The sequence below is a fragment of the Klebsiella sp. 54 genome (genome assembly GCF_018223875.1).
Classification (GTDB): Bacteria; Pseudomonadota; Gammaproteobacteria; order Enterobacterales; family Enterobacteriaceae; genus Klebsiella; species Klebsiella quasipneumoniae.
Window position 1 is genome coordinate 1 of the sequence record NZ_JAGRRA010000015.1, and the last position, 15288, is coordinate 15288.

The 15288-nt window shown below is 58.8% G+C and carries 15 protein-coding genes; 10 read left to right on the plus strand and 5 right to left on the minus strand.

Annotated elements, in window-relative coordinates; genetic code table 11:
* The 3 genes from KHQ24_RS22720 to KHQ24_RS22730 form a co-directional block, all read right to left on the minus strand.
* On the minus strand, positions 1–486 hold a 486-nt coding region (locus tag KHQ24_RS22720), incomplete at its 3' end, for an amidohydrolase family protein (protein ID WP_139816063.1).
* Positions 487–497: 11 nt separating this feature from the next.
* Entirely contained in the window at positions 498–1487 is a 990-nt protein-coding gene (locus KHQ24_RS22725; RefSeq protein ID WP_160124718.1) for an ABC transporter substrate-binding protein, read from the minus strand.
* A gap of 294 nt (positions 1488–1781) precedes the next feature.
* Entirely contained in the window at positions 1782–2681 is a 900-nt protein-coding gene (locus KHQ24_RS22730) for a LysR family transcriptional regulator (RefSeq protein ID WP_004202952.1), read from the minus strand.
* Positions 2682–2888: 207 nt separating this feature from the next.
* On the opposite strand from KHQ24_RS22730, the gene KHQ24_RS22735 reads away from it, so the two are divergent.
* The 10 genes from KHQ24_RS22735 (at position 2889) to KHQ24_RS22780 (ending at position 12802) form a co-directional block, all read left to right on the plus strand.
* Positions 2889–3857 carry a PDR/VanB family oxidoreductase gene (locus KHQ24_RS22735; protein ID WP_004202954.1) on the plus strand — a complete coding sequence of 323 codons (969 nt, stop codon included), beginning with the start codon at positions 2889–2891 and terminating at the stop codon, positions 3855–3857.
* 11 nt (positions 3858–3868) lie between these two features.
* Positions 3869–5152 carry an amidohydrolase family protein gene (locus tag KHQ24_RS22740; RefSeq protein WP_211777487.1) on the plus strand — a complete coding sequence of 428 codons (1284 nt, stop codon included), beginning with the start codon at positions 3869–3871 and terminating at the stop codon, positions 5150–5152.
* Complete coding sequence (locus KHQ24_RS22745) at positions 5142–5624, plus strand: RidA family protein (RefSeq protein ID WP_004202959.1); 483 nt, start codon at positions 5142–5144, stop codon at positions 5622–5624. The genes KHQ24_RS22740 and KHQ24_RS22745 overlap by 11 nt, the downstream gene beginning before the upstream one ends.
* Positions 5617–6498, plus strand: a complete 882-nt coding sequence (locus tag KHQ24_RS22750; RefSeq protein WP_017899559.1) for a creatininase family protein — start codon at positions 5617–5619, stop codon at positions 6496–6498. The genes KHQ24_RS22745 and KHQ24_RS22750 overlap by 8 nt, the downstream gene beginning before the upstream one ends.
* Positions 6498–7481: an ABC transporter substrate-binding protein gene (locus tag KHQ24_RS22755; RefSeq protein ID WP_017899560.1), complete on the plus strand. Its 984-nt coding sequence runs from the start codon at positions 6498–6500 to the stop codon at positions 7479–7481. The genes KHQ24_RS22750 and KHQ24_RS22755 overlap by 1 nt, the downstream gene beginning before the upstream one ends.
* Entirely contained in the window at positions 7478–8308 is an 831-nt protein-coding gene (locus tag KHQ24_RS22760; RefSeq protein WP_017899561.1) for an ABC transporter ATP-binding protein, read from the plus strand. Before KHQ24_RS22755 ends, KHQ24_RS22760 begins: the two co-directional genes overlap by 4 nt.
* Position 8309: 1 nt before the next feature.
* The gene (locus tag KHQ24_RS22765; protein WP_004202964.1) at positions 8310–9125 is read left to right on the plus strand and encodes an ABC transporter permease; all 816 of its coding nucleotides are present in this window, start codon (positions 8310–8312) and stop codon (positions 9123–9125) included.
* Positions 9126–9151: 26 nt separating this feature from the next.
* Positions 9152–10573, plus strand: coding sequence for an FAD-binding oxidoreductase (locus KHQ24_RS22770; protein WP_205437121.1), 1422 nt, complete (start codon positions 9152–9154; stop codon positions 10571–10573).
* A 273-nt stretch (positions 10574–10846) separates the two neighbouring features.
* Entirely contained in the window at positions 10847–12211 is a 1365-nt protein-coding gene (locus KHQ24_RS22775) for a patatin-like phospholipase family protein (protein ID WP_211777488.1), read from the plus strand.
* Between the two features lie 108 nt (positions 12212–12319).
* On the plus strand, positions 12320–12802 hold the full coding sequence (locus KHQ24_RS22780) for a hypothetical protein (RefSeq protein ID WP_004202969.1): 483 nt from the start codon (positions 12320–12322) through the stop codon (positions 12800–12802).
* A 136-nt stretch (positions 12803–12938) separates the two neighbouring features.
* Here the strand turns inward: KHQ24_RS22780 and chrA are convergent, their stop codons facing one another.
* Together chrA and KHQ24_RS22790 are read right to left on the minus strand one after the other, a co-directional pair.
* Entirely contained in the window at positions 12939–14333 is a 1395-nt protein-coding gene (chrA, locus tag KHQ24_RS22785; protein WP_211777489.1) for a chromate efflux transporter, read from the minus strand.
* Positions 14302–15261, minus strand: a complete 960-nt coding sequence (locus KHQ24_RS22790; protein ID WP_114508226.1) for a chromate resistance protein ChrB domain-containing protein — start codon at positions 15259–15261, stop codon at positions 14302–14304. The genes chrA and KHQ24_RS22790 overlap by 32 nt, the downstream gene beginning before the upstream one ends.
* Positions 15262–15288: the final 27 nt, after the last annotated feature.

Sequence of the window (15288 nt, forward strand, 5' to 3'; positions counted from 1 at the left end):
CCCCTGGGTCGCCCCACCCCGGCACAGAACGATGCGCATCCCCAGCGCTTCCCCTTCGCTGAAGACAATCTCCGAGGTATCGAAAGGCATATCTGGCCAGTACAGGTAGTTGTGATCCGCCACGCTGGCGCAGCCCGAGCGCAGAAGCTCCACCAGGCCAATGCGCACCGCCAGACGAAAAGTATGCTCATCGAAAGCCGCGCGAAAGCGGTACGGCGTGGCGCTCAGCCAGGCCGTCAGGCTCTGGTTCAGCCCCTGCGGCTCGCCCTTCAGCAGCGACTGAAAAAGATGGTGGTGCGTGTTCACCCATGCCGGATAGATCACACAGTCGCGGGCATCGATCTGTCGCTCTTCCGGCAGCGGCGTCAGGCTGCCGATGGCCGCAATCTTGCCGTCGCGGATGCGAATATCTGGCCCGGCCAGCCGCGCCGCCTCTCCGGGCAGACCGCTGAGGATGGCATGGGCATTTTTAATCATTAATGACATGGCGTCGCTCCTCAGGGTTTAACCTGCATGGCCTGAACAAATTCGGTGGTGTAGGCCTGTTTCCAGTCGGTGGCCGCCGCCAGCAGACCGGCGCTGACCATAAAATCGCGGGTCTTCTGCCAGCGCGCGTCGGTCATCGTCCCCCAGCCCTGGCTGACGGCATCACCGCCGTCGATCAGATGATGCTCACGGATCTGGGTCACGCCCCAGGCGAGCAGATCGTCGGTCATTTTCGGATTGTCCTGCTTAATCAGCGCATTGCCCGGCGCCGGATCCTTGAGATAGCTCACCCAGCCCTCCATTGAGGCGCGGACAAACTTCGCCATCGCCGCTTTACGCTCGGCGATGGTGGCCGGGCGGGCGATAAGAATGCCGCCATAGGGAGGGTAACCATGCTCAGAAAAGAGGAAGAAGTTCGCCTTCACCCCGGCCTTCTGCACCTGGAACACCTCGGAGCTGACATAGGCCTGCTGGGCGACAGCGTCGTCGACGACAAAGGGTTGAATATTGAAGGTATAGGGGCGAACCTGAGCGTCGCTCAGCTGGTATTGCGCCTTCAGCCACGGCCACCATGTCGCCTGACCGGAGCTGGAGACCAGAATGGTTTTATCTTTCAGCCCCTGCAGGGAGGTGACATCGGCATGGGTCAGCAGCCCCTGGGGATCGTACTGAAAGGGCGCGGCAATGGCTTTCGCCTGGAAGCCGCGCTGAATGCCTTCCAGTAGCTGCAGATCGTAACCGATGATCACATCGGCCCGCTTCGACAACAGCAACTGCATGCCGTTGACCTGGGGGCCACCGGAGCGGATCTCGACGTCGAGACCATATTTTTTATACAGCCCAGTGGCCTGAGCCTGATAATACCCCCCCTGCTCCGCCTGAGCGTACCAGGAGGTCAGCAGAACGATTTTCTCCTCGGCCTGAACGGCCAGCGAGACACCGCCGAGGGCCATCAGGCCCAGCCAGCGTAAACCCCGGGGAAGGCGTGCGCCTGTTTTCATTATCCCTCTCCTCTTTACGCCGGGAGGGGGAGCGAGCGAATGTGGCTCAGCCTCCCATCCCGGTCAACATTGAACCGCGACATGGTGACTGAGCAATGTCCCGTATGGATAACCCGTACTGACCGCTTCTACTCACACTTAGCTATACAAAAACAATGCCAGATTTTATCGCCCGCGCGCGGCCGCGCAAAATCGCCTGCGCCGCCGCCCTGGGGCATGCAACCTTTGATTCATGCACACAAAAAACGCACCATTATGGTGCGCTAATGAATGATTTTAGTGCCTGCCGGTCTCTCACAGCTGGCTGAAGAGCATCTCCAGCTGGTTCAACATCATCGAGGCGGCAAGTGAAAGCTGGCGGGCGGGCGAGACGCACAGCGCCAGCGTGAAAGGCTTAAGCTGCGGATCGGTAAGCGGCACAAACGCCAGCTGGCCGGACTCAATCTCATCGAGAATATCCAGCCGGCACAGTATGCCGATACCCATCTGCTCTTTAATCAGGGTGCGGATCATGTGGATGTTATTCGACACTGCCACCTCCTTCACCTCGTTGCCGCTGATGTTCACCAGCGCCTCTACAGGTTCGCTGATCATCAATGGGGCGGAGGGCAGGATAAACGGGTAGTCGATGCACTGGCTAAAGCGCACAGCGCTGCGGCTGGCCAGCGGATGGCCGGTCGGCACCACGATCCCCATATTCATTTCGGCAAACGCCCTTACCTGCAGTTCACGGGAGGTCTGCGGATTGAGCATGATGCCGAAATCCGCCTCGCCGGAGATCAGCGCCTGCTGGATGTGGATATTGTTGATGGTGGTCAATGTAAAAGAGATGTTGGGATAATGTTTATGCACCTCTTTGAGCATCGTCGAAAAGAAATGCCGGTTAATGGCATCGATGGTGGCGATGCGCACATGCCCGCGCCGCAGTCCGCGCAGGTCATCCAGCTGCTCACAGACCCGGGTAAAGTCCTTTTTCCAGTTATTGGCCGCATGCAGCAGCAGCTCCCCGGCGGCGGTCAGCCGCAGCCCGGTGGGATGGCGCTCGAAGAGCGGCATCGCCAGCTCCTGTTCCACACGCAAAATCTGACGGTCGATAGAGGACGCAGAGACATGCAGCGCCTCTGACGCTTTACGAAACGACCCCTGACGGGCCACTTCAGTGAAATAGAGCAGAAATCGGGAGAAGGCAAACATCGTTTGGGTGCTCTCTTTTTTGCAACGGGTTGTGCGAATCAAAGCTCTGGACGCAACAGTTTTATCACAATACCGTAGCATTCATAGCGGAGAAACGATCGTTTCACCCATTTTCTTGCACGCCGGACAGTTCACCGCGAAGGGGAGTTATCTCTTCGCCGACCCTGGCCGCCCTGCAGACAGCGGAATGAGGGAGAGTAAACGGTAATGCACAGCCACGATTTTATTTCGGTCTCGGTCGGGGAAATACGGCCTAACGGAGAGGGAAATCTGTCTTTAATATTGCAGGCAGCGGCCGGGGAAATATTACCGGCCTACTCCGCCGGGGCGCATATCGATATTATTATTCCCGGCGTTGGCCCGCGGCAATATTCCCTGTGCGGCATGCCTGACCGCGGAAATCGCTATGAAGTTTGCGTCAGGCTGGCGGACGCTTCCACCGGCGGCTCACGCTATTTGCACCAGCAGCTCAAAGCCGGCGATCGGCTCTCCATTTCGCAGCCGCGCAACCATTTCCCCCTGCCGCAAGCCGGGCGCTACCTGCTGTTTGCCGGCGGTATCGGCATCACGCCGTTGCTGGCGATGGCTGACGCGATTGCCGCCAGAAAGGGAGAGCTGGAGCTGCATTATTATGTCGCCAGCTCGCGCCAGACCGCCTTCTCCCCGCGCCTGGCTCAGCTGGCCGCGAGCGGCACGGTGGCGATTCACTGCAGCGAGGAAGGCGAGTCGTTTCGCCAGCAGATCCCCCCATGCTTAACCGCGCCCGATCCTGATACCGCGGTGGTGGCCTGCGGCCCGGAGGGCTTTATTCAGCGACTGCGGTCGGTCATGGATGAATATCGCTGGTCGCCGTCGCAATTTGTATTCGAGCGCTTCACTCCCGCGGCGGAAAATAATACTGCGGCGAAAAACGCTTTTTATATTGAGCTGGCCTCCAGCGGGCAGCGTCTGCAGGTCGCCGCGGATCAAACCATTGCTCAGGTATTACAGCACGCCGGGGTGGAGGTCATGCTCTCCTGCGAACAGGGAATGTGCGGGTCATGTATTACCGGGGTCCTCGACGGGATCCCCGAGCACCGGGACAGCGTGCTGACGGCGGAAGAGAAAGCTGGCAACGACCAGATCACGCTCTGCTGTTCGCGGGCGAAATCACCGGGTCTGGTTTTGGATCTGTGAGGAGACTGACGATGACATTCTCCTCCTCTTGCGCGCCGCTCACCGGTATCAGCCGCGCCCGACTCCCGGCCTGGGCGCTGCCCGACGGCTGGCCGACGCAGGCCAACGGTGAACCGCTGCTGGCGGACCTGGCCTTTCGCGATGGCCGGATCGCCGCATTGACCCCAACCGACCAGCCGGCTCCCGGCCTGTGGGATCTGGCGGGGGCGTTGACGCTCCCCGGTCTGGTGGAACCCCATGCCCATCTGGATAAAACCTTTACCATTGAACGCTGCCGTCCGGCGCAGGCCGGGCTGCTGCCGGCGATCCACGCCATGCATGAGGATCGCCGACACTGGACCGGGGCGGATATTCAACGTCGGGCGTCCGCCGCGCTGGCCCGGGCGGCAGCGAATGGCGTGACCCATTTGCGCAGCCATATCGACTGGTTTACCACCGACGCGCCGGACGCCTGGCAGGAGATCGCCCGCCTCGATACCGGCGGCATCACCCTGGAGCGGGTGGCGCTGGTCCCGCTGCCTCTGTTTGAGGATCCGGCGGATGCCGAGGCCATTGCCCGTGCGGTCGCCAACAGCGGGGAGCGCTGCCTGCTGGGCGGCTTCATCCACTCCTCCAACTGGGACGCCGCCGCCATGGCAAACCTGCTGCATAGCGCAGCCCGCTGGAAACTGGATCTGGATTTGCATATCGATGAGGAGCTCAGCGAGGTGTCTCAGGGGCTGACCTGGCTGGCGGATCATCTCTCCCGCCACCCTTTCCCCGGACATATCTGCTGCAGCCACGGCTGCGCGCTGGCCGCCGGCAGCGACGCGCAGGCGGCGCAAATCCTGCGTCAGCTGGCGGCGCACGGCGTCACCCTTATCGCCCTGCCGATGACCAACCTGCTGCTGCAGGATGCGACGTTCGGCCGCACGCCGCGCCAGCGGGGGATCACCCTGCTGCACGAGGCGCAGGCCGCCGGCGTGGCCACCCTGCTTGGGTGCGACAACGTGCAGGACGCTTTTTGTCCGGCGGGAAGCTACGACCCGCTGGACACCCTGGCCTGCGGCCTGTTCAGCGCCCAGCTTAGCGACCCGTTCGACCGGCAGTCGCGGCTGATCTGCGATCGCGCGGCGCTAACCAGTTCGCCGGCAGACGCGGTGCCCTTTGCCGTCGGGGCGGCGGCCAGCGTGGTGATTTTCCCGGGTAGCGACCGCTTTACCTGGCCTTTAAACAGCGCCGCCCGTCTGGTGGTTAACCACGGCAGGTTAACCCACCGGCGAGTGTGGCAGGAGGAGATGGCACATGAGTCTTGAAGCAGGCGCGGGGGCGCCGCTGGCGCGGTATGCCGCCTGGCGCAGAGCCGGCGATTTTATCTTTCTCTCCGGCATTATTCCGGTCAATCCCCTGACCGGCACCATCGTCAATGGCTTTCAGGATGTGCCTGAGCCGGTGCGGGAGCTGCTGGGGGCGACCGGCGAATTTTCAACCGATGCGAAACAGGGGCCGATCCTCGCCCAGAGCTGGTACGTCCTGGAAAGCATCCGCCGCACCGTGGAGTCCGCGGGAGGGCAGATGAGCGACGTTATCAAGCTGGTGCAGTACTTTCGCAACCTTGACCATTTTCCCTATTACAGCCGGGTCAGGAAGCTGTTTTATCCCGACCAACCGCCCGTTTCCACCGTGGTGCAGGTCAGCGAAATGCTGCCCGACGCCACGGTATTGATTGAAGTCGAAGCAACCGTCTGGTTACCCCAGCCAATTCACTCGAGGCACCGCGATGATTAACGGTTACATTCCTGCAGCGCGCTTTCTCCCTTTCCTGAGCTGGACGGACGTGGCCGCCCTGCCGGATAAAAGCAATACGGTTATCGTCCTCCCCACCGGGGCGATCGAACAGCATGGCCCGCATCTGCCCTGCTCGGTGGACAGCGTGATATCTTCCGGCGTGGCGGGCCATGCCCTCGCCAGGCTACCGGCGGCGATCCCGGCCTACGCCATCCCGCCGATCGTCTACGGTAAGTCAGAGGAGCATCTGCATTTTCCCGGCACCCTGACCCTCAGCGGCGATACGCTGCTGCATACCCTGCTGGAGATCGCCGAATCTCTCTATCGGGCCGGTTTTCGCAAGCTGCTGATGATCAACGGCCACGGCGGCCAGCCGCAGATCCTGCAGATCGCCTGCCGGGAAATGCGCCTGCGCCACGGGGATTTCATCGCCATCCCGCACGATGTGTTCAACGTGCCCAACTGCGAAAAACAGTTTCTCAGCCCGCATGAACAGCGGATGGCGATGCACGCCGGCCATAGCGAAACGGCGCTGATGCTGGCGCTGGCGCCGGAGTGCGTTCATATGGAGCGGGCGGTCGCCAACTTCCCGCCGGAATTCCCCTGCCCGACCCTGTCGAAAGGCCGCCCGGCGGCGGCATGGGCAGCGTATGACTTTGGCCCCAGCGGGGTGATTGGCGACCCGACCCCGGCGACGCGGGAGCAAGGCGAAGGGCTGCTCGACTCCCTCGCCGCCAGCTGGGCGCAGGCAATCATCGAGATCCACCGCATGGCCTGGGTCGAACGTCGCGAACCGACCTGGGGCAAACAGCACTGGCACGGCTTTGTCCAGTCCCTCCCCCCCTCTATCGCTGCTGATTCCAAGGAGCCCTGATGAATACCAGATCGACGCCCGTTTTTACCCTGCTGACCGTGGCCGCCCTCGCGACCTCAGCCTCCTCCTTCGCGGCGGAGAAGTTTACGTTTCTCACCAACTGGTATGCCCAGGCGGAGCACGGCGGGTTTTACCAGGCCCAGGCCACCGGGCTGTACCAACACGCCGGTCTCGATGTCGAAATTAAAATGGGCGGCCCGCAGATCAACGTTATGCAGCTGATGGCGGCCGGTCAGGCGGACTGCACCCTTGGCGACAACGGCCAGGCGCTGGAGACCTGGCAGGCGGGGGTGCATGCGGTAACCGTCGCCACCGTGTTCCAGCACTCGCCGACGGTGTTTATCACCCATGACAAAGTAAGCAACCCGGCTGAGCTTAAAGACAAAACCTTCCTGCTCGCCACCGAGGCCTATACCTCCTTCTGGCCGTGGGCGAAGAGCGAGCTGGGTCTGGCTGGCAGCAAAGTGCGCCCCTATACCTTTAACGTCCAGCCGTTCCTCGCCGATAAAAATCTGGTGCAGCAGGGCTACGTCACCTCCGAGCCGTTCTCCGTCGCCAAAGGCGGGCAGCCGTTCTATGTCTATCCGCTCAGCGACTGGGGCTACCCGCCCTACGGCAACTCGATCATCTGTATGGCGGACACCATCCGCAAACGTCCGGCGGCGGTGGCGGCCTTCGTCAAAGCCTCCATGGAGGGCTGGAAAAGCTACCTGCAGAATCCCACCCCCGGAAACAACCTGATCGGCAAAGCGAATCCACAAATGGGCGCCGAGCAGATCGCCTTTGGCATTGCCCAGATGAAGCACTACCAGCTGGTGACCGGCGGCGATGCTAAGACCGGCGGTATCGGCATCATCACCGAGCCGCGGCTGAAGAAAACCTGGGACATGCTGGTGAAAAACAAACTGATCGACGCCAGCAAGGTGCCGTTTGAGCAGACTTACACCCTGGATATGGTCAAAGACGCCGGAGTGATGCCATGAATACCGCCCCGAAACTGACCGTGATGAGCGACACCCGCTTTACGCCCACCTCCGCCACGCCGGCCATTGAGGTGCTGTCGGCGGAGAAGATCTACAGCAACGGCACCCGGGCGCTGCTGCCCGTCAACCTGACCATCAATCAGGGGGAGTTCATTACCCTGCTCGGTCCGTCCGGCTGCGGTAAAAGTACGCTGCTGAAGATGGTCGCCGGCCTGGTGGAGCCCAGCGACGGCAAGCTGATGCTGTGGCGGCGCGACAGCCGGGAAAAGGCCCAGCATCCGCTCTCGTTCGTCTTCCAGGAAGCCACCCTGATGCCGTGGAGCAGCGTGCGCAATAACGTCAGGCTGCCGCTGGATCTGGCCGGCGTGCCGCGCGCGGAAGGTAATACCCGGGTGAGTGAAGTCCTTGAACTGGTGGGGCTGGGCAAATTCGCCGACGTCCTGCCGCGCGAACTCTCCGGCGGCATGCAAATGCGCGTCTCCATCGCCCGCGGCCTGGTCACCCGGCCAAAGCTGCTGCTGATGGATGAGCCCTTCGGCGCGCTGGATGAAATTACGCGCAACAAGCTCGACAGCGATCTGCTGCGTCTGTGGCAGGAGCAGAACCTGACGGTGGTCTTCGTCACCCACTCGATCCACGAAGCGGTGTTTCTCTCGCAGCGGGTGATCATGATGGCGGCCCGTCCCGGACGGGTGGTGGAAGATATCGCCATCCGGGAGCCGTTCCCGCGCAGCGAGGCGTTCCGCGTCAGTCCGGCCTTTTCCCTGTATGCCCGTCAGCTGCAGGACAGTCTGTTGCAGGCCAGCCAGTCTGGTATGGAGCCATAATATGAAAACCACAACCGCAACGCCGTGGATCCAGCATCCGCGTTTTCTCAAAATTCTCTATCCGACCCTCGTCGCGGTGGCGGTGGTGCTCCTGTGGCAGGGCGCGGTAAGCTATTTCCGCATCCCGGCCTTTCTGGTGCCGTCGCCACTGGTGATGCTGGACAGCCTGTGGACGCATCTCACGCCGCTGCTGCTGGCGCTGCTGTTTACCCTTAAGATCACCCTGATCTCGTTTCTGCTGTCGATTGTCATCGGCGCCGCCGTGGCGTTTATCCTGGTGCAGAACCGGTTTGTGGAAACCGCCCTGTTTCCCTACATCGTGTTTTTGCAGGTGACGCCGATCGTCGCCATCGCCCCGCTGATCATCATCTGGGTGAAGGACGCCACCCTCTCGCTGGTGGTGTGCGCCACCCTGATGGCGGTCTTCCCCATCATCTCCAATACCACCCAGGGACTGCGCAGCGTCTCTCCCGGCCTGCTGAGCTATTTCCGCCTCAATCACGCCAGCCGCTGGCAAACGCTGGTGCGACTGCGTATCCCCTCGGCGCTGCCCTATTTCTTCGGCGCGCTGCGTATTTCCAGCGGGCTGTCGCTGATTGGCGCGGTGGTAGCGGAGTTTGTCGCCGGCACTGGCGGGACCAATACCGGGCTGGCCTATCAGATCCTGCAGGCCGGCTATCAGCTGGATATCCCGCTGATGTTTGCCGCGCTGCTGCTGATCTCTCTCGCCGGGATTGCGCTGTTCGGCGTGATGTCCTGGGTCTCGCGTCGGGCGCTCAGCGCCTGGCATGAAAGCGAAGCCGTGCAATCTCATTAATGTTCTGCTGACGAACAGGAAAAAGAATGATGACTGATGAACAGCGTCAACAAGCGATAGCGGCGATCCAGCAGGCACTCCCGGCGCTGGAGTGGACCCTGCAGCCGGCGAAACTCAAACGGCTTTCCCGCGATTTTCACTGGTTCAGTCCGGTACTCACCGAGCAGCTGGCGGGAAAACAGGCGGACGCGGTGGTTCGCCCGCGCGATGAAGAGGAGCTGCGGCAACTGGTCGCCTCCTGCGCGCAGCACCAGCTGCCGCTGACCCTGCGCGGAAGCGCCACCGGCAACTACGGCCAACTGGTCCCCCTCGAAGGCGGGATGCTGGTGGATATGACCGGGCTCAACCAGATCGTCGCTCTCGGCAACGGCACGGTGAGAGCCCAGGCCGGCATTCGCCTGGCGGACATCGAAACCGCCGCCCGCCCGACGGGCTGGGAGCTGCGCTGTATGCCGTCGACCTATCGCCTGGCGAGCCTGGGCGGCCTCTACGGCGGCGGGTTCGGCGGCATCGGCTCCATCAACTATGGGCCGCTGGCGGCGCCCGGCAATGTGCTCAGCGTCAAAGTGATGACCGTCGAGCCGGTCCCTCGCGTACTGACCGTCCCGGCTCCCGAAGCGCTGCTGCTGCATCACGCCTACGGCACCAACGGCATCATTCTCGAGGTTGAGCTGGCGCTGGCTCCCGCGCACCAGTGGATAGAACGCCTGGACGTGTTTGACGATTTCGCCGATGCGCTGAACTATGCCAACGCCTGCGTCCGCTCCCCGGGACTGGTGAAGCGCCAGGTGGCGCTGCTGGCCACGCCGATCGCCGATTATTTTAGCCACCTGAACGATCGTTACCGCGCCGGCCAGCATGCGGTTATCAGCCTGATCGCCGAGGAGAGCGAAGGACTCTGCGCCAGTCTGTTACCGCGCCATCGCGGGAGCAACGCCATCCGTCAGACCAGCGACGAGGCCCGGACGCAAAACGCCTCGTTAATGGAATACTGCTGGAACCACACCACCCTGCATGCGCTCAAGGTGGACAATACGCTGACCTATCTACAGACGGCGTTTGATCCGCTGCGCTATCCGCAGCAAATTTTACAGATGGAGCAGCATTTCGCCGGGGAGGTAATGTCCCATATTGAATTTCTGCGCGATATCGAAGGCAACCTTACCGCCAGCGGTCTGCAGCTGGTGCGCTATACCACGCCCGAACGTCTCAACGCGATCATGCAGATATTTCGCGATAACGACGTCAAAATTAACAATCCCCACGTACTGCAGGTTGAGGACGGCAAACAGGGGGTTATCCGCCCTGACGTGGTGGCGGTTAAACAATCTCTCGACCCGGCAGGATTGCTTAACCCCGGCAAGCTGCGCGGCTGGGCGCTGCGCGACCAGCTGGAGCTGGACAGCAACCCGCTGGCGCGGGCCACCCGCGAAAGCCCCGCGACCTAATCGCCCCCGCTCCGCGTGCGGGCTAACGCGGAGCGGGCCCGTCTCTCTTCCCCCTGCCCGCACGGCGAGTTTTTTACGTCACTCATTCATATGAATGAGTGGTGTCTCTGTTTCCTCCGTTATACTTTTCTGTAGTTGACGAGACGGCCGTTAAAAATTGTTCACAGCATTTTCTCAATTTTCTCTTTGAGTAAAAAAGAGGTCTTCTGATAACGGCCAATAAATTCCCTTTTATGATCAACAATGATCAGATCCGTTGCTAAGGAAATTAAAATGTCATTATCCGTGAATAGGTACCTAAAAGTAGTTGAAGAAATAAAAAATAAAGCCACCGCCCTGTCCAATAAAGAATTCAGTGACACTATTGATGAAAATGGCCATCAATACGTTGATCTGGTAATGGAGGGTGGCGGCGTCCTCGGATTAGCCCTTGTAGGTTACATATATATTTTAGAGCAAGCAGGGATAAGATTCATTGGTATCGCAGGCACGTCAGCCGGTTCAATTGCCGCCTTGTTATTATCTGCAATAGATGTACCTGAAAAAGAAAAAAGCGAACGCCTAATAGATATGATCGCCAACATGCCAATAAATACATTTATTGATGGGAAAAAGGACGGAGATTATGACCCAAAGAAATTTATGGATACTGCCACAGGCTTAATGAACTCTAAAAACAAGTCAGGGTTTAAATATTTTAGTGCATTTTTAAGGTTTCTTACGACAACGGACAACTTAAAAATAATGCAAGGACTGAATAGAGGCGATGAATTTGAGTCCTGGCTTAAAAAACAGCTATCATCTTTTAATATTTATACAGTCAACGATCTTAGAAAAAGAATGGCGACGACTCCATACGGATGGAAGCTTAGAAGCACCAGCATTGATAAACCATCCCAACTTGAAGGTAAACAATCCCTTGATGAACTGGATGTAAATCATGACTATTTATGCCTGATAACAGCAGATTTAGCCACCGAATATAAAGTTGAACTTCCTGTCATGGCAGAACTATACTGGGAAAAACCGAACGATGTAAATCCCGCGGTGTTCTGCCGCTGCTCTATGTCTATCCCTTTTGTTTTTCAGCCCTACACGGTAAAAATACCTCATATGGATAATAATCTACAATTGAAATGGCAAAAATATACCGGCATTAGTTTTCAAAGCAGATTAGCCACTCGATTTCCGCCACCTATCGCTTGTTTTGTTGATGGCGGCATCATGTCAAACTTTCCGATTGATGTTTTTCACAACCCCACAAAAATTCCAGCAAGACCCACATTTGGTGTCAAACTGCAACTTGACGATCACAGTCATGAAATTAATAGCACCCTTGATATATTTGCTCAATCGTTCAACACCGCCAGACATGCCATGAATTACGATTTCATTAAAAAAAACCCTGATTACAATAAGCTAGTATCATTCATAGACACTGGAGACATTGGCTGGTTAGACTTCAGTATGTGCGATGCCAACAAACTTAAATTGTTTAGACTTGGCGCAGAAACCGCTTATCAATTTCTTATTAATTTTGATTGGCATAATTACAAAAAAATCAGGCGAGATATTACTTCCGCTTATCAGACAAGCCTTCCCCTTACAAAATTAAATAGATACTTCAAGAACAAATAAATACTTCAAAGATAAAAACAGAAAAGTTCAGCCAGATAAGGAGCGAAACTCGAAAAAATCATTCTCTGCCATCCACAATTTAACAATCTACCTCATGAGGATAAGAACATGCCTAATGGTAATGACTTAATAAACGCAGCAAGAAGTCAGCTTAATGTTAAAGAGGAACCACTTAACAGCAACTCTGGCCCGATGGTAAATACCTATCTCGACTACGTGGGTAGCCCCTCCGGCTCGCCATGGTGTATGGCTTTCGTCTACTGGTGTAGCTGTCAGGCTGGTATTCCCGGCCTGCCTAAAACCGCCAGCGTAGCGAAATTCTATCAGGAGTCATTAGCGCACGGAAAAATAATAAATATTTCCGACATTGCCGTTGGCGATATTGTTTTAAGAGTAGATTATCCCGCCCAGTCTAACGGCAAAAAGCCAGGAGATCACGCTGGGATTTACACAGGTAAAAATAAGGCAGGCATCCCGTTATATATCTCAGGTAACACCGTCTCCACAAATCCTGTAGTCACCGATGAAACTAGCTCATATGTTGATGAACATCAGATGAAGCATTTTAATTACGCAGCTCGCTTTTGGTAACGCGAAGTCTTATAGATGCTTTGAGAAATAGAGACATTGCTATTACCATACCTTCCGGCCGACGACTGTTTCACCAGGCATCGGCCCCTTTCCCCATACCGTCCCTGCCTCCCGCCTTTTCAGCCCGAAGCCGACCTCACCCTGCGCCGGACAGTCCCGCCATATGGACGATAAGCCCCACCGAGGCGGCGGCGGCCAGTACCCAGGTCAGCTTCCACTTATAGCGAAACAGCAGCCCGGCGGTGGCGAGAGCAATGGCCGCAGACCATGGGTCGAAACCGGATGGCCCCCAGACGCTATGCCAGATAAAAAACAGCGCCAGATTCAGGATAACGCCCACCACCGCGGCGGTAATGGCGGTCAACGGCGCGGTAAATCCCATTTTATTATGCGTGGTTTCAATAAACGGCCCGCCGGCGAGAATAAAGATAAACGAGGGTAAAAAGGTAAACCATGTCACCAGGCACGCCGCCGCGATGCCCCCCAGCAGCACATCATCAACGCCCAACACCGCTTTGGTGTAGCCGCCGACAAACCCGACAAAGGTCACCACCATGATCAACGGTCCGGGGGTGGATTCCCCCAGGGCGAGGCCGTCCATCATCTGCCCTGCGCTCAGCCAGCCATAGTGGGTCACCGCCCCCTGGTAAACGTAAGGCAAGACGGCATACGCCCCGCCGAAAGTCATCAACGCGGCTTTGGTAAAGAACCAGCTCATCTGGGTCAGCGGGTGCGCCCAGCCCAGCATTAGCGCCAGGGTGGCCATCGGCACCAGCCACAGCAGTATCCCGGCGATCAGCACCCGGGCAGTGCGCCGCCAGCTGAACAGGGCGTGGGCTGGGATCGGCGTCGCGTCATCAATAATGGCTGCCCCGCCAGGCTGACTCTGCGCGCGATGGGCGTCGGCTTTGCCGAAGGTCGCCGGCGCCACCCGTCCGCCGATAAACCCGACGATCGCCGCGGTCAGGACGATCAGCGGAAAAGGTACGTTCAGCGCAAAAATAGCGACAAAGGCTGCGGCGGCAATGGCCCAGTAGGCGCCATTTTTCAGCGCCCGCGAGCCGATGCGGTGCGCCGCCTGCAGCACGATCGCCGCCACGGCGGGTTTGATGCCATAAAAAATCCCCNNGGGTTTGATGCCATAAAAAACCCCCGCCACCACCGCGACATCTCCCCAGACGAGGTAGATCCACGCCAGCGCGATGAGCAACACCAGCGAGGGCAAAATAAACAGCACCCCGGCGATGATGCCTCCCCAGGTTTTATGCATCAGCCAGCCGATATAGGTCGCCAGCTGCTGGGCCTCCGGGCCCGGCAGGACCATACAAAAGTTGAGCGCGTGCAGGAATCGCCCTTCCGAGATCCAGCGTCGGTTATCCACCAGCTCCTGGTGCATCATGGCGATCTGCCCGGCAGGTCCGCCGAAGCTGATGAAGCCGAGCTTCAGCCAGAAGCGAAATGCCTGCCAGAAGGATACGGAAGCGACGACGGAAGGGCTGTCAGTCTGCGGAAGAACCACCGTTTTGCTCATGATTACCAGACCTCATTTCACAGGACTTCAGTAAGCCGTCGAACAGCGAGCAGGCTGCCGCCAGCAGTTGGTCATCGTCCGTAATGGTTTCCCGCAGCCCTGCAAGAATGCTTTCCACCCCCGCCGCCTCCGGGGTGGATAGCCCACCGACGTCCAGGAAGTGGATCAGCCGGCCCAGAGCGTCGGGGATCGCGGCCTCCAGAGCAAAGCGCCGGACCAGAACTTCGAAGGTCACCCGCGTGCCAACATGGCTGAACGGCGCCCCGTCATAATCAAAACCAACCGCCGTCGCCGGACAGTCCTCAGGCGCGGCCAGCCACAGGAATCGCGCCTCAGGGTCGATAAAGCGCTGAATTAGCCAGGCGCTGGCCAGACGATCGACCCACGGGCGTCGGCGGGTGGCCCACAAACGGCCGCGAAAGGCCTCTCTATCCAGAAGGCTCAGTTCGCCCGCAACCGCCTGCGGCTCGTCCGGCGATAGCCGCTGATTAATCGCCTGCTCGAGGGTGGCCAGTCGCTCAGCGGCCTGCTCTCGGGCGGCCCCCGGGAAAAAATCGATAGCCGCGATCCGCTGGTAGTCACGCTGAATTTTACGCAGCTGTTTGAGCTGAGCCGCCAGTCCGTCGGCGGATAACGCCCCCTGCAGCGCCAGCAGATCCTGCAACAGCGCATCATACTGTTCGCGACGATCGAATAGCGGCCTGAGCGCCTCCTCTTCCGCCGACTCAATCGTAAACACATACCCGGCCCCGCCCTCCGCGCGGATCGCCTGGCAGGTGCTGAGGAAAATGTCATAGCCCTGGCGCACGTCGGGCAGCAGGTAGACCCCGTCGCGCAGGACCGCCGCCCCACTCTGCTTCAGGGTTCGCCAGACACGCATGCGCAGCGTGGCTTGAGACGTCGTCAGGTTAAGGATCAAGAGATGCATTGTCATGATGTAGAGATTACTACAGCA

Coding starts and splice junctions, on each gene's coding strand:
- KHQ24_RS22755 (WP_017899560.1), top strand. CDS start 6,498: ATGAATACCAGATCGACGCCCGTTTTTACCCTGCTGACCGTGGCCGCC.
- KHQ24_RS22750 (WP_017899559.1), top strand. CDS start 5,617: ATGATTAACGGTTACATTCCTGCAGCGCGCTTTCTCCCTTTCCTGAGC.
- KHQ24_RS22760 (WP_017899561.1), top strand. CDS start 7,478: ATGAATACCGCCCCGAAACTGACCGTGATGAGCGACACCCGCTTTACG.
- KHQ24_RS22725 (WP_160124718.1), bottom strand. CDS start 1,487: ATGAAAACAGGCGCACGCCTTCCCCGGGGTTTACGCTGGCTGGGCCTG.
- KHQ24_RS22780 (WP_004202969.1), top strand. CDS start 12,320: ATGCCTAATGGTAATGACTTAATAAACGCAGCAAGAAGTCAGCTTAAT.
- KHQ24_RS22745 (WP_004202959.1), top strand. CDS start 5,142: ATGAGTCTTGAAGCAGGCGCGGGGGCGCCGCTGGCGCGGTATGCCGCC.
- KHQ24_RS22765 (WP_004202964.1), top strand. CDS start 8,310: ATGAAAACCACAACCGCAACGCCGTGGATCCAGCATCCGCGTTTTCTC.
- KHQ24_RS22775 (WP_211777488.1), top strand. CDS start 10,847: ATGTCATTATCCGTGAATAGGTACCTAAAAGTAGTTGAAGAAATAAAA.
- KHQ24_RS22770 (WP_205437121.1), top strand. CDS start 9,152: ATGATGACTGATGAACAGCGTCAACAAGCGATAGCGGCGATCCAGCAG.
- KHQ24_RS22735 (WP_004202954.1), top strand. CDS start 2,889: ATGCACAGCCACGATTTTATTTCGGTCTCGGTCGGGGAAATACGGCCT.
- KHQ24_RS22740 (WP_211777487.1), top strand. CDS start 3,869: ATGACATTCTCCTCCTCTTGCGCGCCGCTCACCGGTATCAGCCGCGCC.
- KHQ24_RS22790 (WP_114508226.1), bottom strand. CDS start 15,261: ATGCATCTCTTGATCCTTAACCTGACGACGTCTCAAGCCACGCTGCGC.
- KHQ24_RS22730 (WP_004202952.1), bottom strand. CDS start 2,681: ATGTTTGCCTTCTCCCGATTTCTGCTCTATTTCACTGAAGTGGCCCGT.